14 protein-coding genes are annotated in these 15472 nt (G+C 65.4%); 10 read left to right on the top strand and 4 right to left on the bottom strand.

Annotation, left to right across the window (positions count from 1 at the left end; translation table 11 throughout):
- Positions 1-129 precede the first annotated feature (129 nt).
- Positions 130-1875 carry a bifunctional protein-serine/threonine kinase/phosphatase gene (locus KPL81_RS10230; protein WP_422674126.1) on the top strand — a complete coding sequence of 582 codons (1746 nt, stop codon included), beginning with the start codon at positions 130-132 and terminating at the stop codon, positions 1873-1875.
- A gap of 63 nt (positions 1876-1938) precedes the next feature.
- Here the strand turns inward: KPL81_RS10230 and KPL81_RS10225 are convergent, their stop codons facing one another.
- On the bottom strand, positions 1939-3198 hold the full coding sequence (locus tag KPL81_RS10225) for a 6-phosphofructokinase (protein WP_209472900.1): 1260 nt from the start codon (positions 3196-3198) through the stop codon (positions 1939-1941).
- Positions 3199-3376: 178 nt separating this feature from the next.
- Here KPL81_RS10225 and mpl point away from each other — a divergent pair, with 178 nt between their 5' ends.
- The 3 genes from mpl to KPL81_RS10210 all read left to right on the top strand — a co-directional run bounded on the left by mpl (position 3377) and on the right by KPL81_RS10210 (position 6112).
- Complete coding sequence (mpl, locus tag KPL81_RS10220; RefSeq protein ID WP_219791851.1) at positions 3377-4756, top strand: UDP-N-acetylmuramate:L-alanyl-gamma-D-glutamyl-meso-diaminopimelate ligase; 1380 nt, start codon at positions 3377-3379, stop codon at positions 4754-4756.
- Positions 4749-5408, top strand: coding sequence for a flavin prenyltransferase UbiX (locus KPL81_RS10215; RefSeq protein WP_240549164.1), 660 nt, complete (start codon positions 4749-4751; stop codon positions 5406-5408). Before mpl ends, KPL81_RS10215 begins: the two co-directional genes overlap by 8 nt.
- A gap of 80 nt (positions 5409-5488) precedes the next feature.
- Positions 5489-6112 (top strand): LysE family translocator, encoded by a 624-nt coding sequence (locus tag KPL81_RS10210; protein ID WP_219791849.1) that lies wholly within the window; start codon positions 5489-5491, stop codon positions 6110-6112.
- Positions 6113-6127: 15 nt separating this feature from the next.
- On the opposite strand, the gene KPL81_RS10205 is transcribed toward KPL81_RS10210, so the two are convergent.
- From KPL81_RS10205 to KPL81_RS10195, 3 genes are read right to left on the bottom strand one after another with little or no spacing between them, the layout of a single operon-like run.
- On the bottom strand, positions 6128-7525 hold the full coding sequence (locus KPL81_RS10205; RefSeq protein WP_219791847.1) for a bifunctional DedA family/phosphatase PAP2 family protein: 1398 nt from the start codon (positions 7523-7525) through the stop codon (positions 6128-6130).
- Positions 7526-7561: 36 nt separating this feature from the next.
- Positions 7562-8494: a diguanylate cyclase domain-containing protein gene (locus KPL81_RS10200; protein ID WP_219791845.1), complete on the bottom strand. Its 933-nt coding sequence runs from the start codon at positions 8492-8494 to the stop codon at positions 7562-7564.
- A complete protein-coding gene (locus tag KPL81_RS10195; protein ID WP_219791843.1) occupies positions 8487-9356 on the bottom strand; it encodes a hypothetical protein in 870 nt (289 codons plus the stop codon). The genes KPL81_RS10200 and KPL81_RS10195 overlap by 8 nt, the downstream gene beginning before the upstream one ends.
- 90 nt (positions 9357-9446) lie before the next feature.
- Here KPL81_RS10195 and KPL81_RS10190 point away from each other — a divergent pair, with 90 nt between their 5' ends.
- The 6 genes from KPL81_RS10190 to rodA all read left to right on the top strand — a co-directional run bounded on the left by KPL81_RS10190 (position 9447) and on the right by rodA (position 15453).
- Complete coding sequence (locus tag KPL81_RS10190) at positions 9447-10748, top strand: glutamate-5-semialdehyde dehydrogenase (protein ID WP_219791842.1); 1302 nt, start codon at positions 9447-9449, stop codon at positions 10746-10748.
- Between the two features lie 47 nt (positions 10749-10795).
- Positions 10796-11446, top strand: a complete 651-nt coding sequence (nadD, locus tag KPL81_RS10185; RefSeq protein ID WP_219792200.1) for a nicotinate-nucleotide adenylyltransferase — start codon at positions 10796-10798, stop codon at positions 11444-11446.
- Positions 11447-11512: 66 nt separating this feature from the next.
- Positions 11513-11875 carry a ribosome silencing factor gene (gene rsfS / locus KPL81_RS10180; RefSeq protein ID WP_219791840.1) on the top strand — a complete coding sequence of 121 codons (363 nt, stop codon included), beginning with the start codon at positions 11513-11515 and terminating at the stop codon, positions 11873-11875.
- Entirely contained in the window at positions 11872-12339 is a 468-nt protein-coding gene (rlmH, locus tag KPL81_RS10175; protein ID WP_219791838.1) for a 23S rRNA (pseudouridine(1915)-N(3))-methyltransferase RlmH, read from the top strand. Before rsfS ends, rlmH begins: the two co-directional genes overlap by 4 nt.
- Positions 12340-12381: 42 nt before the next feature.
- Positions 12382-14289, top strand: coding sequence for a penicillin-binding protein 2 (gene mrdA / locus KPL81_RS10170; protein ID WP_219791836.1), 1908 nt, complete (start codon positions 12382-12384; stop codon positions 14287-14289).
- A 3-nt stretch (positions 14290-14292) separates the two neighbouring features.
- Positions 14293-15453: a rod shape-determining protein RodA gene (gene rodA, locus KPL81_RS10165; protein WP_219791833.1), complete on the top strand. Its 1161-nt coding sequence runs from the start codon at positions 14293-14295 to the stop codon at positions 15451-15453.
- The last annotated feature ends 19 nt before the right edge of the window (positions 15454-15472 follow it).

Here is a 15472-nt window from a genome sequence, read left to right as displayed (position 1 = left end):
TAGGTGACGAAGGGGCAGGGCTGGCTTGGGCTTTGGTTGACAGGTTGAATTCGCTGCAACCGTGTATGATGGCCGTCGTCAGGCGGTTCGGCCAGCCATGCGGAGCGAGCGGTGATCAGCGGCGATATCATGAAGGAGCGTGTCTTGCCATCCAATCGACTGTCGTTGAGCGTCGGGCAGGCATTCGTGGCGCCGGATCGGCGGCACCATCGTAGCTCCATGTCGGTGCGCATCCCCAGTCAGGCAGCTCAGGCTGCCGCCAAGGGGGCCTGTGCGGTAATCAGCGATACCAGCCTGCGCAATGCCATCGCCAAGCAGGCCGGCGACCTCAGCGTGAGGGGGTTCCTGGCCGACTACTTCTCCACGCCGGACCATTGGGACGTGAAGACCTCTGCGACTCGCGTGTTGCGGGCACTCAACGGCTGGTGCTATAGCCAGAGCACCTTCGTCGAGGGCGGCAGTTACGTCGCCTCCCTTTCCGCCATGGTCTACCGTGGGCGCGATGCGCACTTGTTCCATATGGGCGATACCCTCGTCTTTCGTCTGCGCGGTGCCGAGTTCGAGCAGCTCAGTCGCGATCACGTGACCGACCTGGGCGGCTATCGCTATCCGTCGCGCGCCCTGGGGTTGGATGGCAGCATCGACATCGATTACATGCAGCTGCCGCTCAAGCAGGGCGATATCTTCCTTTTCACCACTCAGGCGGTGCGCGGCACCCTGATGCCGACCGACTACGTGGGCCTGATTCGCGAGGATGCCAGCGATCTCGACGCGGCCTGTGAGCGCCTGGCCGAGGCGGCCAGGGAGCGGGCCCAGGAGCGGGGCTACGGGGCCGACCAGTTCTGCTTCCAACTGGTTCGCATCGACCAGCTGCCCGAGGTGGAGCAGGACCACCCCAGCCGCATCTATGGCGACCTGCCAATTCCACCCGAGCTCTCCCCGGGTGAGCGCATCGACGGTCTCGAGATCCAGGAGGTGCTGTCGCGCACCGCGCAGTCGCGGGTCTACCGGGTACGCGATAGCCGCACCGAGCGCGAGATGGTGATGAAGGCGCCGAGCCCCGAACTCTCCAACCGCAATGCCTACCTGGAGCACTTTCTGTTGCAGCAGTGGGTGGTCGAGCGGGTCAAGTCGCCGTTCGTGGCCCGGGTGATGGAGTCCTCCCGCCCACGCCGCTACCTTTACTACCTGATGGCCTACGTGGAAGGCATGACGCTGACCGAGTGGGCGCAGCGCCATCCTCAGGCCAGTTTGGCCCAGCGCCTCGATATCGCAAAGCAGCTGGGCAAGGCGGTGCAGGCCCTCCATCATCGTGAGGTGCTTCACCAGCGCATTCACCCCGACAACATCCTGATCGATGCGCATGGCCAAGTGGTGTTGACCGACTTCAGTGCTTGCCACATGCGTGACCTGGATGGCCACCGGCGCTCGCGCGAGCTGGCTCGCCAGATCGGCCTCTCGGAGCACAGTGCGCCCGAGTATGCGCTCGACGACAGCGTCGGGCGGCGCAGCGACCAGTACTCGCTGGCCTCGACGATCTATTGGCTGCTGACCGGCGCACTGCCCTATGAACTGAGCCCGGATCGGCTGCGAAGCCATACTGACCTCGAGCAACTCAGCTATCGCAGTGCCAGGCTGTACAATCCCGAGATCACGCCGCAGCTCGACGACACTCTGCGTCGGGCGTTGGATCCTCAGCGCTCGCTACGTTTCCGGCGCATGACCGAACTGCTCTATGCCCTGCGTCACCCGGACGGAAAAGTCAGCTCGAGGCATCGCGACCCGCGCCGCTTCCTGCGCGAGCCGGCCAACTTCTGGCAGGGCGTGGCCGGTATCCTGCTGCTGTTGCTGGTGCTCTCCTGGCTGCTGCGCTGAGGTGACCGCTGAAACGGAGAAGCCCCCGCCGTGGCGAGGGCTTCGTCGCAAGGTGCCTGCGGTTCAGAGCTTGAATTCGGGCAGTTTGCGCTCGACCTTGGCCAGCTTGAGATTCGCTACCTTGGGCAGACCGTTCTCGTAGGGGGGGTAGTCTTCGCCCTGGATCAGCGGCGACAGGTAGCTGCGGCAGGCGTCGGTGATACCGAAGCCATCTTCGCGGATGTACTCGCGCGGCATGAATTTCTCGCGGTTGGCCACTTCGGCCAGGGGGGCGGACTCGATGCGCCATTCGTAGGGCGTGTCGCTGACCCGCTTGATGGCCGGCATCATGGCGTTCTTGCCGGCCACGGCCAGTTCCACCGCCTGCTGGCCCACGGCATAGGCCTGCTCCACGTCCGTGCGTGAGGCCAGGTGGCGGGCCGCGCGCTGCAGATAGTCGGCCACCGCCCAGTGGTACTTGTAGCCGAGGTCCTGCTTGACCATGCCGGCAAGCGTCGGTGCCACGCCACCCAACTGGCGATGGCCGAAGGCGTCGGTGTTGCCCGAGTCGGCGAGGAAGGTGCCGTCCTCGTAGCGCGCCCCCTCGGAGACTACGATGACGCAGTAACCGTACTTCTGCACGCACTCCTCGACGCGGGCCATCACCTTGCTGCGTTCGAAAGGTACTTCGGGGAAGATCACAAGGTGGGGAGGCTCGCCTTCTCCCTCCCCCGCTAGCGCCCCGGCCGCGGCGATCCAACCGGCATGGCGGCCCATCACCTCGAGTACGAACACCTTGGTCGAGGTGGCGCACATGGAGGCGATGTCCAGCGAGGCTTCCAGAGTAGAGGTGGCGATGTACTTGGCCACGCTGCCGAAGCCCGGTGAGTTATCGGTGATCGGCAGGTCGTTGTCGACGGTCTTGGGTACGTGGATGGCGGTCAGCGGGTAGCCCATCTTCTCGGAGAGCTGCGATACCTTGAGGCAGGTATCGGCGCTGTCTCCACCGCCGTTATAGAAGAAGTAGCGGATGTCGTGGGCCTTGAAGACCTCGATCAGGCGCTCGTACTGGGCGCGGTGGCTCTCGATGTCCTTGAGCTTGTAGCGGCAGGAGCCGAAGGCGCCGCCGGGGGTATGACGCAGGGCGGCGATCGCCTCGTCCGACTCCTGGCTGACGTCGATCAGATCCTCGGTCAGAGCACCGATGATGCCGTTGTGTCCGGCATAGACCTTGCCGATGTGATCGGCGTGTTGGCGGCAGGCTTCGATCACGCCGCAGGCGCTGGCGTTGATCACGGCGGTAACACCGCCAGACTGGGCATAGAAGGCGTTATGCTGGGCCATGGGGCTGATGGGCTCCTGGGAAATGTCCATTTTCATGCTTCACGACAAGGCGTGACATTTTAGCCGAAAGGCGGCGAACCTGCACGCCGCTGGAGGGCCCTGCCAGGCCGTGCTAGTCTGCCGATTCTTTCCGGCGGACGCTGTCCGCTTGCGCTACCTGGTGAAAAGGTCGGACGTCATGCACCTGCATATTCTCGGTATCTGCGGCACCTTCATGGGTAGCCTGGCCCTGCTGGCGCGCGACCTGGGGCATACCGTTACCGGCTCGGACAGCGGCGTCTATCCGCCGATGAGTACCCAGCTCCAGGAGGCCGGTATCGGCCTGCATGAAGGCTACGCCGCCGCCAACCTGTCGCCGCGGCCCGACCTGGTCGTGGTTGGCAATGCCATGACGAGAGGCAATCCGGAAGTCGAGGCGCTGCTCGACCTTGGCCTGCCCTATACCTCCGGGCCGCAGTGGCTGGCCGAGCACGTGCTGCCCGGGCGCCGGGTCATCGCGGTGGCCGGCACTCATGGCAAGACCACCACGGCGAGCCTGGCCGCCTGGCTGCTGGAGTCGGCCGGGCTCGAGCCGGGTTTTCTGATCGGCGGCGTGCCGCGCAATTTCGGCGTATCGGCACGACTCGGCGCTGCGGGGGGCCCCTTCGTGGTCGAGGCAGACGAATACGACACCGCCTTTTTCGACAAGCGTTCGAAGTTCGTTCACTACCGCCCCGAGGTCGCGATTCTCGGCAATCTCGAGTTCGACCACGCCGATATCTTTCCCGACCTGGCGGCCATCGAACGCCAGTTTCACCATCTCGTACGTACCGTGCCGGGTCGCGGCCGACTGCTGGTGGCCGATGGCGAGCCGGCACTCGACCGCGTGCTGGACATGGGCTGCTGGACGCCGGTGGAGCGCTTCGGCATCGATGCCGAGAGCCCCTGGCGGCTGGTCCTCGAGCGCGACGATGCTTCACGCTTCCGCGTGGTGCACCAGCAGGGGGAAGCCAATGAAGATGCGGTGGTCGACTGGACGCTGACGGGCACCCACAATGCTCTCAATGCCCTGGCCGCTCTGGGGGCGGCCCATGTCTTCGGCGTCGACCTGGCGCGGGGCTGTGCGGCACTGTCACGCTTCGAGACACCGCGGCGACGCCAGGAGGTGCGCGGGGAGGTGGCCGGTATCCAGGTCATCGACGATTTCGCCCATCATCCCACGGCTTTCGCCGCCACCCTCGAGGGGTTGCGTGCCGCCACACCGCGCGGGCGCCTGCTGGCGGTGATCGAGCCACGCTCCAACACCATGCGACTGGGCACCATGCGTGATCGCCTGACGGCGAGTGTCGCCGCCGCCGACCTGGCGTTCTGGTACCAGCCGCCGGGCCTCGATTGGTCGCTGGCTCCGGTAGTCGAGGCGAGTCCGGTGCCGGCGCGGCTCGAGGAGGACATCGACGCGCTGGTGACGGCCCTGGTGGCCGAGGCGCGCCCGCTCGACCGCATCGTCGTGATGTCCAACGGCGGCTTCGGCGGCATCCACGAGAAGCTGCTCGCGGCACTCGAGGTGGCGCATGGCTGAGGCAGGTGCGAAGGACCAGGCCAGCTTCGGGCCGGCGGACAAGGCGACCTTTCTCCCGCCTGTCACCGTGGCGATCACGGGTGCCTCCGGTGCCCAGTATGGGCTGCGTCTGGTCGAGGCACTGGTGGTGGCCGGCCACGAGGTTTGGGTGATGATTTCCAAGGCGGCCCATCTGGTGATCGAGACCGAAACCGAAGCCAGCCTGCCGGCTCGACCCGAGCGGCTGGTGCGGGCGCTCAGCGAGCGCAGCGGCGCGGCGTCAGGCCAGATTCGCTGCTTCGCACGTGAGGACTGGATGGCGCCGGTAGCCTCCGGTTCGGGGGCGCCCTCCGCCATGGTGATCTGCCCCTGCAGCACCGGCACGCTATCGGCGGTGGCGACAGGTGCCAGCAACAACCTGATCGAACGTGCAGCCGATGTGGCGCTCAAGGAGCGCCGCCGACTGATCCTGGTGCCGCGGGAGACGCCGCTGTCGGCGATTCACCTCGAGCACATGCTGAACCTGACCCGCATGGGAGCGATCATCCTGCCGGCGGCGCCCGGTTTCTATCACAAGCCCCGGAAGGTGGAGGATCTCGTCGACTTCATCGTGGCCCGGATCCTCAACCAGCTCGGCATCGAGCATCGCTTGGTACCGCGTTGGGGAGAGTGAGAGCACCGGAACTGACGTTGCCTGAGCGTCATCGAATCCTGACAGTCTGTGTGCAAGGACGAGACCAGAGAACCTTCCTCATGATCAAGCTATCGCTGCTGTCGGTCTTCGTGCCGACGTTTCTGTTCGTCTCCCTGACGCCGGGCATGTGCATGACCCTGTCGATGGTGCTGGGCATGACCCAGGGGGTGAAGCGCACGCTGTGGATGATGGCAGGCGAACTCGTCGGCGTGGGGCTGGTGGCGGCCGCTGCCGGTGCCGGGGTGGCAACGCTGATGTTGCGCCAGCCCGAGCTGTTCGCGCTGTTCAAATGGGTCGGCGGTGCCTATCTCGGCTACCTGGGTGTAATGATGTGGCGCTCCCGAGGGCGCATGGCGATTCCCCTCGAAAGCGTCGAGTTGCCTCCGGCATCGCGCGGCCAACTGGCGCTGCAGGGATTCATGACGGCCGTCGCCAACCCCAAGGGCTGGGCCTTTTTCGTCGCGTTGCTGCCGCCTTTCCTCGATGCGTCGCGTCCGCTGGGTGGGCAACTGGTCGTGTTGATCGGGGTTATCCTCACCATCGAGTTCCTGAGCCTGCTGTTGTACGCCGCGGGCGGGCGCGGTCTGCGCCGCGTGCTGGGCGAGAGCGGCAATGTCAGACTACTCAATCGCATCGCCGGCACGCTGATGGTGGGGGTGGGGATATGGCTGGCTTTCGGCTGAGGCGTATCGGTCACGTCAGACCGCTGGCAGCAGCGCCACCCGGGCGCTGAGCAGCACCAGCGAGGCCGCCGTCAGCCAGGGCCAGGGGCAGGGCGTGAGCGGGGCGTAGGGGCGGCGCTGCCAGGCCAGGCGAACCAGCGCGCAGACCACTAGCCCCAGCAGAGCCCCACCGATCAGATCGGTCAGCCAGTGGACCCCAATGACCAGGCGCGACAGCGCCATGGGCAGGGTCAGGGCGATGGCTAGCCAGTAGGCCCAGAAGCGTCGCTGCGGTGGCAGCTCCTGGGCCACGAAGGCGGCGGCCAGTCCATACAGCACCACGGCGGAAGACGCGTGGGCGCTGGGGTAGGACAGCGAGCCGGTCAGGTAATCGGGCGTTTCCGGGCGTGGCCGGCCGATCAGTGCCTTGCCCAGGATGTTGAGCACGGCGATGCCGCCAAGGCCGGCGGCCACATGGGCCAGGGCGGCGAAGTGGCGGCGAGCCAGCAGCCAGGCCCCCCACGGCAGGACCAAGGCCAGAATGCCGGCAATGTCCCCGACGCGCGCAAGCAACTGGCCTGCTTCGGGCAGCATGGGAACGATCAGGTTGTCGAAAAAGGCATATACCTGAAGGTCGATGGGGAAGGGACCGCGCTGACGGATGACGGCAATGGTCAGCCCCGAAAGCCCGCCGAGCGAGAAAATCAGCAGCAACCAGCTGGCCAGTGGGATCTCGCCGTGCCAGCTTCCCTTCAGCCAGGTCCGGCGCAGCAGGGGGTGGCGTCGGGCACCAAGCGCCAGTGCCCGGTAGGCGCGACCGGAGCGGCTCACCTGATGGCGTAGCCACGAGAAGGCCAGCGTCAGCACCACCAGGATGATGGCCAGTGTGATCAGCAGTGCCTCCAGTCCTTCGGGGACGTCCAGCAGTTGCTGCCAGGTCTGGCCCAGCAGGTATCCCGGCAGGACATAGGCCGGCGCCCAGAGTGCCGCCGATGCCAGGTTGGCCCAGACGAAAGCGCGGGGCGACATGTGCAGCATTCCCGCGATCAGCGGTATCACCGGGCGCACCGGGCCGACGAAGCGGCCGAAGAAGACCGACAGGCTGCCATAGCGCTGGAAGAAGCGGGCGCCGCGAGCCAGCCACTCCGGGTGGCGCGACAACGGCCATAGACGGGTGACACGCTCACGCTGGGTATAGCCCAGCACGAAGCTGAGCCCATCGCCCAGCACGGCCCCGCAAAACGCTGCCAGCAGCAGAGACGTCAGGGCCATGTCCTGATGCCCGGCCAGCGAGGCGGCTGCCGTGATCAGCACCACGCCGGGCAGCAGCAGGCCCACCAGGGCCAGCGACTCGAGCAGCGCAATGGCGGCCACGACAAACAGCAAGAGTTGGGGGGATGGGGCGAGTTGCAGCAGGGCGTCGGTCAGGCTCAAGCATCGGCTCCTTGTGACGGGTTTCAGTGAATCCCTTCAATGGCTGCTGAGGTGGCGGGTCAATGACTGAAGGCGCTGTTCGAAGCGTGGCCAGCTCTCCCCTGGGAGACGCTGGCAGTGGGCAATCTTTACCTGCAGCGGCCCGGTATCCACCAGGACCGTGGCTTCCAATGCCTGTCCGATGCGCTGCTGCACCATCTGGACACCGCTCTGGCTGGTATCGGGAAGTACTAGCCAGAAGGTCGAGGCGCTTTGCCGGCCCAGGAAGTCGTGGCGCCGCGAGAAGCGGTTGACGGCCAGGCAGAGTGCGTCGAGCAGAGCCTGGCGTGCCCGGTTGCCGAATTGCTCGCTGGCCATCTCCAGCTGAGGCAGGTGAAGTGCCAGCACGGCAAAGGGCTGGCCGAGGAACTGGGTGCGCTTGTATTCGCTTGCCAAGAGCTCATGCATGGCGTCGCGCGTCAGCGCGTTGCAGTGAGGATCGCGCGGGTTGGTGGCGTCCAGCAGCGCCTGATGGCGGCGCTGTTCCCAAGGAACCAGCGCCGCCACCAGCGCCATGGCGACATAGCTCAGCGTCAGGTGCGCATCCAACTGCGTATTGCTGAGCAGCAGCCAGACCGGTGCCAGCAGCAAGTTGAGCAGCATGGCAGAGGCGAGGGGCAGCAAGAGCACAGTGAGCAAGGGGGCAAAGCCTAGCCACATGATGCCTGCCTCGTCCAGCCATGGCAGCTCCAGGGCCAGCATCAGATAGCCGGCGATGAGTGCCAGGTAAGCCGACAGGCGAGCCTGGCTGGCGCTGGCGATGCACATGAGGGAAGCCACCAGCATGACCAGGGCGAGAGACGCCGGCAGCAGGATGCGATTGTAGTCGCCCATCAGATAGCGCCAGATTGCATAGCCGCCCAGCAGGAGCGTGGCGATGGCATAGGCCGCGATGATGCGGCTCATGTGCAGGCGGTTGTCGTCATCCATGGACGCTCTCCGTCTCGACCTGAATTTCCTCGCGCTGGCGCTCGAAACGCTGCACCGCCTCTTCGAGCGTTCCCAGCTCGTTCAGCGAGGCGAAGCGTACCTTGGCGCTGGGTCGCAGCCCCTTGAGTAGCGTATGGCGCCTTTCGCTGGCCTGCTTGTCATCGCGGCTGAGCAGCAGCGTGGCCAGAGTGCGGTGGTCGAGGCGGTAACAGTTCTCGAACTCGTGGGTCAACCGGCAGAGGTCCTGCGCAATAGGCCAGAGCTGGTGGCGCGACGTGCGCAGCAGCATCAGTTCGGCGTGTACTCCTTCGCGCCGGCAGCGCGCACGTTCGCGTCGCAGGTCGGCAGAAAGCTGATGGCCGCTCCACAGCGGAAGCCCCGGCACCAAACGCATTCGTTGCCGCGCGGTGGCGCGGGTTGGCAGCAAGTGGCGGTTGCGTGCCAGGCCGAGCAGCATCAATGGCAGCAAGACCAGGCCGGAGAACAACGTCTGCTCGATCCCCAGCATGTCCGCCAGCAGCCACCAGGTCAGTGCCGCCAACAGGCAGGTAAGGGCAAGCACCCAGCCGGGCTGCGGGAGCATCAGCAGGGCGGGCCAGACCCATAGCCACAAGGCATGACGCTCCGGGTCGGCCAGCAGCAGGCCGGCAAGGAGCAGGCCGGGCAACAATTGCCAGGGTACGGTGGCGGGTCGCCGATGGCTCATCTCGAGCAGGCTGGCCGTGACCATCAGCCAGACGCTGGCCAGCACCAGCAGCAAGGTACTGGACAGCCGTTCCGACAGGTACGCCAGCAGGATCAGGAGTGACGCCGCGGCCCAGAGATTGAGGCGCATCAGGCCGACTTTGTACTTGCTCTGCATGGTGCCTTACTATGGAGTTCATCGTGTTGTCGCGCCAGTATAACGCTCGTAGCGCCGTGTGGCGCTCTGCCCAGGAGAACTTCGTTCAGCATGTCCGCTCACGCCTCCCAATCCGAATGCATCGAAACCGAGGTGGTCGATGTCGTTGCCTACATGACCCGTCTTGGCGAGGCGGCGCGCAGCGCTGCCAGCCAGATGCGCCGTGCCGTCACGGGCGACAAGAACCGTGCCCTGCTGGCGATGGCCGAGCAGCTCCAGCGCCGCCGTAGTGACATCCTGGATGCCAACGCCGCCGACCTTGCACGTGGCCAAGCCAACGGTCTGGAGCCGGCATTGCTCGACCGCCTGGCACTGTCCGATGCACGAATCGACGCTATGGTGGAGGGGCTAGAGCAGGTGGCAGCGCTGCCCGATCCCGTCGGCGAGATCGACGGGCTGCGTTTTCGCCCCAGTGGCATCCAGGTGGGCCAGATGCGTGTGCCCCTCGGCGTGATCGGCATCATTTACGAGTCACGACCCAACGTGACCTTGGAGGCGGCCAGCCTGTGCTTGAAGTCGGGCAACGCCAGCATCCTGCGCGGTGGTTCCGAGGCGCGCGACTCCAACGCGGCGATTGCTGCCTGCATCCGCGAGGGGCTGCGCGAGGCCGGACTGCCGGAGAGCGCCGTGCAGGTCGTGGCAACGACCGATCGTGCCGCGGTAGGGCAGCTGATCGCCATGCCCGAGTACGTCGACGTCATCATACCGCGTGGTGGAAAGTCATTGATCGAACGCATCTCGCGCGAGGCGCGAGTGCCAGTGATCAAGCATCTGGACGGCATCTGCCACGTCTATGTCGATGCCACGGCTGACCGTGAGAAGGCGCTGGCGATCGCCGTCAACGCCAAGACCCATCGCTACGGCACCTGCAATACCATGGAGACGCTGCTCATCGATGCGCCGGTTGCCGAGGGGTTGCTGCCGCCCTTGGCCGAGGCCTACGCCGAGCACGGCGTCGAGCTGCGTGGCTGTGAGCGTGCCCGGGCCATTCTCACCGACATCGCCGCCGCGACCGAGGAGGACTGGGCGACGGAATACCTGGCGCCCGTTCTGGCGATTCGCGTGGTCGACGGCATCGATGCCGCCATCGCGCACATCGAGCGCTACGGCTCGCACCACACCGATGCCATCGTCACGGAGGACTACGGCTTGGCGCGCCGCTTCATGGCCGAGGTCGATTCCAGCTCGGTGATGGTCAACGCTTCGACCCGTTTTGCCGACGGTTTCGAATATGGCTTGGGCGCCGAAATCGGCATTTCCACTGACAAGCTGCATGCCCGGGGGCCGGTCGGGCTCGAGGGGCTGACCACCCGCAAGTACGTGGTGCTGGGCGACGGTCAGGTTCGGCGGTGACCTCGCATCAGACCAGTACGCTACCGGCCCGGCGTGCCGCGCTCCCGATGGAGCCGCCACGCGTGGCCATGCTCGGTGGAACCTTCGATCCCGTTCACCTGGGTCACCTGCGCAGCGCCGTGGAACTGCTTGAGGCCCTGCGGCTGGATCGGGTTCATATGGTGCCGGCCAAGGTGCCGCCCCTGCGTGGTACGCCGCAGGTCACGCCGGAGGAGCGCCTGGCGCTGCTACGGCTGGGTATCGGCGATACGCCGGGTCTGGTTGCCGATCCCCGTGAGCTCGAGCGCGACGGTCCCTCCTACAGTGCCGATACGCTGGCCAGCCTGCGCGAGGAGTACGGCCGCCAGGCGCGGCTCGTCATGGCGCTGGGTCATGATGCCTTCCTGCGTCTGGCCGACTGGCACTCGCCACAGCGCCTTTTCCAGCTCGCCCACTTAGTGGTGATTGAGCGTCCCGGCAGCGACGCTCCGTTACCGTCCGCCTTGGCCAAACTGGTCGAGGGTCGAGAGGTTGCCGGTCCTGAAGCCTTGATGCGGTATCCTGCGGGCGGCCTGCTGCGCCTGGCGCTGCCCACGCGCATGGCGGTGTCGGCAACCGAGGTTCGCCGGCGTCTGGCGTCGGATCGAAGCGTGCGCTATCTGCTGCCCGAAGCCGTCGAGGCGAGAATTCACTCCAACTTGCTTTATCGTTGTCGTTGAGCGCTGCCAGCGGCGACTCAAGACGATACAATGACGGCGACCAAGACTTCCCGTTGACGAGGGACTATGCAGAACGATTCGCTCAAGACACTGGTGGTAGAGGCGCTCGACGACCTCAAGGCCAAGGACGTTGCACAGCTGGATGTGTCCCGGCTGACGAGCGTGACCGACCTGATGATCGTGGCCAGCGGCACCTCCACGCGTCACGTCGCCGCCCTTGCCGATCATGTCGTCCAACAGGCCAAGGCCAATGGTGTCCAGCCGCTGGGGGTAGAAGGGCAGGCCGGGTCTGACTGGGTCCTGGTTGACCTGGGCAATCTGGTCGTTCACGTCATGCTTCCCGAGACTCGTCAGCTGTACGACCTGGAGCGGCTGTGGGCCGACCTGCCGAGCGACTCGGAACGACAGCAGGAACACGGTGGGGCATGAGGGTCCGCCTGCTGGCGGTCGGTACGCGCATGCCCGGCTGGGTCAATGAAGGGGTCGAGGAGTACCGTAAGCGCCTGCCCCGCGATTTTACCCTCGAGATCGAGGAGATCCCTCCCGGGCAGCGTGGCAAGAATGCCGACACGGCCAGAGCCGTGGCAGTCGAGGCGAAGCGGATTCGCGAGCGGCTGCGCGGCGACGAACTCACGGTGGCGCTCGAGGTCGGCGGCAAGGCCTGGAGTACCGAGCGTCTGGCTCAGCAAGCCGAAGCCTGGCGCCTCGAGGGGCGCGACGTGGTACTGCTGGTCGGCGGGCCCGATGGGCTGGCGCCGGAACTCTCCGCGGCAGCCGACCAGCGCTGGTCGCTGTCGCCGCTGACCCTACCGCATCCGCTGGTCAGGATCGTACTGGCCGAACAGCTCTACCGCGCCTGGACCCTGATGGTTGGGCATCCCTACCACCGCTGAACGGCGGCTTTACGACAACCTGGAGTCGAGACGATTTTCGGCATGCGCGACCGCCGTGAGACCTTGAAGAATCCCGAGCAGGAGCTGCGCATCTTTCGCGTGCGCGCGTTTCTTGCCGTATTGACGATCCTGCTGTTGACCGGGTTGCTGGCGGGGCGGCTGGTATACCTGCAAGTGGTGCAGCACGAGGTCTACACGACCCGTTCCGAGAAAAATCGCGTGAGGGTGGAGCCGCTGCCACCGACGCGGGGATTGATATACGACCGAAACGGGGTGCTGCTGGCCGAGAACCGCCCCACTTACAACCTGACTTTGACGCGTGAACGTGTCGATGATCTCGATGTGACCCTGGATCGGCTCGAGGAGCTTCTGGAGCTGGCGCCGCAGGAGGCCGAAGGAGTTCGCCTGCGCGCGCGTCAGCCCCAGCGGCCGTTCCAGCCGGCACTGCTGATGAGCGATCTCGACGAGGGGCAGATCGCCCGGTTGGCGGTCAACCGACACCGTCTCCCGGGGGTCGAGGTGGAAGCGCAACTGCTGCGCTACTACCCCGATGCTCATGTCATGGCACATGCTCTGGGCTATGTTGGGCGTATCAACGCCGAAGAGGTCAAGGAACTCGATTCCGGGCGCTATGCCGGGACTCACTTCATCGGCAAGACCGGGGTGGAGCGTTTCTACGAGGACGTGCTGCATGGCCAGGCCGGCCTGCGCCAAGTGGAGACCAACGCCCGTGGCCGGGTGCTGCGTGAGCTGGGTCGCACCGACCCCGTACCGGGGCAGAACCTGACGCTGACGCTGGACAAGGAGCTGCAGTTGCTGGCCTACGAGCTGCTCGATGGCCGCCGTGGCTCGATCGTCGCCATCGCGCCTCGAACTGGCGAAATCCTGGCCATGGTCTCGACGCCGGGATTCGACAGCAATCAGTTCGTCACGGGGATCGACTTCGACTCCTATCGTGCGCTTCAGGAGGACATCGACCTTCCGTTGTTCAATCGCGCCATTCGTGGCCAATACCCCCCTGGCTCCACCATCAAGCCGTTCCTGGCGCTGGCCGGGTTGGCCGAAGGGGTGATCACGCCCGAGAAGACCATTTACGACCCCGGGTACTACCAACTGCCCAACGATAGCCGCCGCTATCGCAACTGGTTGCGCTGGGGACATGGGCGCGTCGACATGGAGCGTGCCATTGCCGTTTCCAACAACACTTACTATTACTCGCTGGCGCACGACTTGGGAATCGATCGACTTCACGAGCAGATGAGTGCCTTCGGCTTCGGCCAGCGGGTTGCACACGACGTCTATGGCGAGAGCGGGGCGCTGATGCCCTCGCGCGACTGGAAGCGAGCGCGCTTCAATCAGCCCTGGTACCCGGGCGAGACCCTTTCGGTCGGTATCGGCCAGGGCTACTGGCAGGTCACGCCGCTGCAACTGGCCACGGCCACGGCGGTGCTTGCCAACCGCGGCCAGTGGGTGAAGCCACGCCTGGCGAGGCGAATCGGCGAGCAGGAGGTGCCGACGCAGCTGCCCGAGACGCCCGAAGACATCGTGATCCTGAACGACGCCTGGTGGGATCGTATTTTTTCCGGAATGGAGAAGGTCCTGACCGGGCAAGAGGGAACGGCCAGACGCACCGGGGTGGATCTCGAGTACCGCATGGGCGGCAAATCGGGTACCGCCCAGGTCTTCTCGCTGGGGCAGGACCAGCGCTACAACGCCGAAGAGCTTGCCGAGCGACTGCGCGACCATGCACTGTTCATGGCCTTTGCTCCGTTGGAGAACCCTGAAATTGCCGTCTCCGTGATAGTGGAAAACGCCGGCGGTGGGAGTACTCATGCCGCGCACCTGGCGCGAGCCATTACCGATGCCTGGTTGCTAGAGGAGGAGGCTCCCGACGTCGAAGAGGTGCGTGAGGTGATGGAGAGTGACATCAGCAGCGTGGCGGGGAATTGAGCGATGGCCTGGATGAGTCTGACGAGAGGATTGCGAGCTCGACCGGTGAGGGCACCGCAAGACGGCATATCGCGGCGCAAGAGCCTCTGGGAGAGGAGCCACCTCGATCCTTGGTTGTTGCTGCTGCTGCTGGTGCTTCTGCTGGCAGGGCTCGGAGTGCTCTACAGCGCCAGCGGTCAGCGAATCGATGTGGTCATGGCCCAGGGCACCCGCTTCTTGGTGGCAATTGGGGTGATGCTTATGCTGGCGCAACTGCCGCCCGCCACGCTGATGCGTTGGGCGCCGCTGGTGTATGGCGCCGGTGTGCTGATGCTGGTGGCGGTCGAGTTGGTAGGCGACCTCGGCATGGGGGCGCAGCGCTGGTTGGAAATTCCCGGGGTGATTCGCTTTCAGCCCTCCGAACTGATGAAGCTGGCCATGCCCCTGATGCTGGCGGCCTGGCTCGGCCGTCGTGCACTCCCGCCGCGCTGGAAAGATCTGCTGATCTGTGCGGTATTCATTGGCGTGCCCGTCGTGCTGATCGCCAAACAGCCGGATCTGGGTACTTCCCTGCTGGTGGGGTGTGCCGGGGTCTTCGTTGTGCTGATGGCGGGGCTCTCGTGGCGCTTCATCGGCCTGCTCTGCGTTGCCGCGGCGGCGGCGCTGCCACTGCTGTGGATCAACATGCACAGTTACCAGCGCCAGCGGGTATTGACCTTTCTCAACCCCGACAGTGACCCGCTCGGGGCGGGCTGGAACATAATCCAGTCAACGACGGCCATCGGCAGCGGTGGTTTATGGGGCAAGGGCTGGCTGCAGGGCACCCAGTCGCAGCTCGAATTCCTGCCCGAGCGGCACACCGATTTCATCGTGGCGGTGCTCGGCGAAGAGTTCGGTCTCGTGGGCATGCTGCTGGTGCTGCTGCTCTATCTGCTGATCGTGATCCGCGGACTGTGGCTTTCCGCCGTGGCACACGATACCTTCGGGCGCCTATTGGGCGGCAGCATCATTCTGACCTTTTTCATCTATGTCTTCGTCAACGTCGGGATGGTCAGCGGCATACTTCCCGTGGTTGGGGTACCGCTACCGCTGGTCAGCTATGGTGGGACCTCCAGCGTGACCTTGTTGGCGGGATTCGGTATTCTCATGTCCATTCATGGGCACCGTCGCCTGTTGCCGCGTTGAACGCCGGCACGGCGCGGAC

Origin of the sequence: Billgrantia antri (genome assembly GCF_019430905.1) — a bacterium.
Classification (GTDB): Bacteria; Pseudomonadota; Gammaproteobacteria; order Pseudomonadales; family Halomonadaceae; genus Halomonas; species Halomonas antri.
This window is presented reverse-complemented; position numbering and strand designations above follow the sequence as displayed.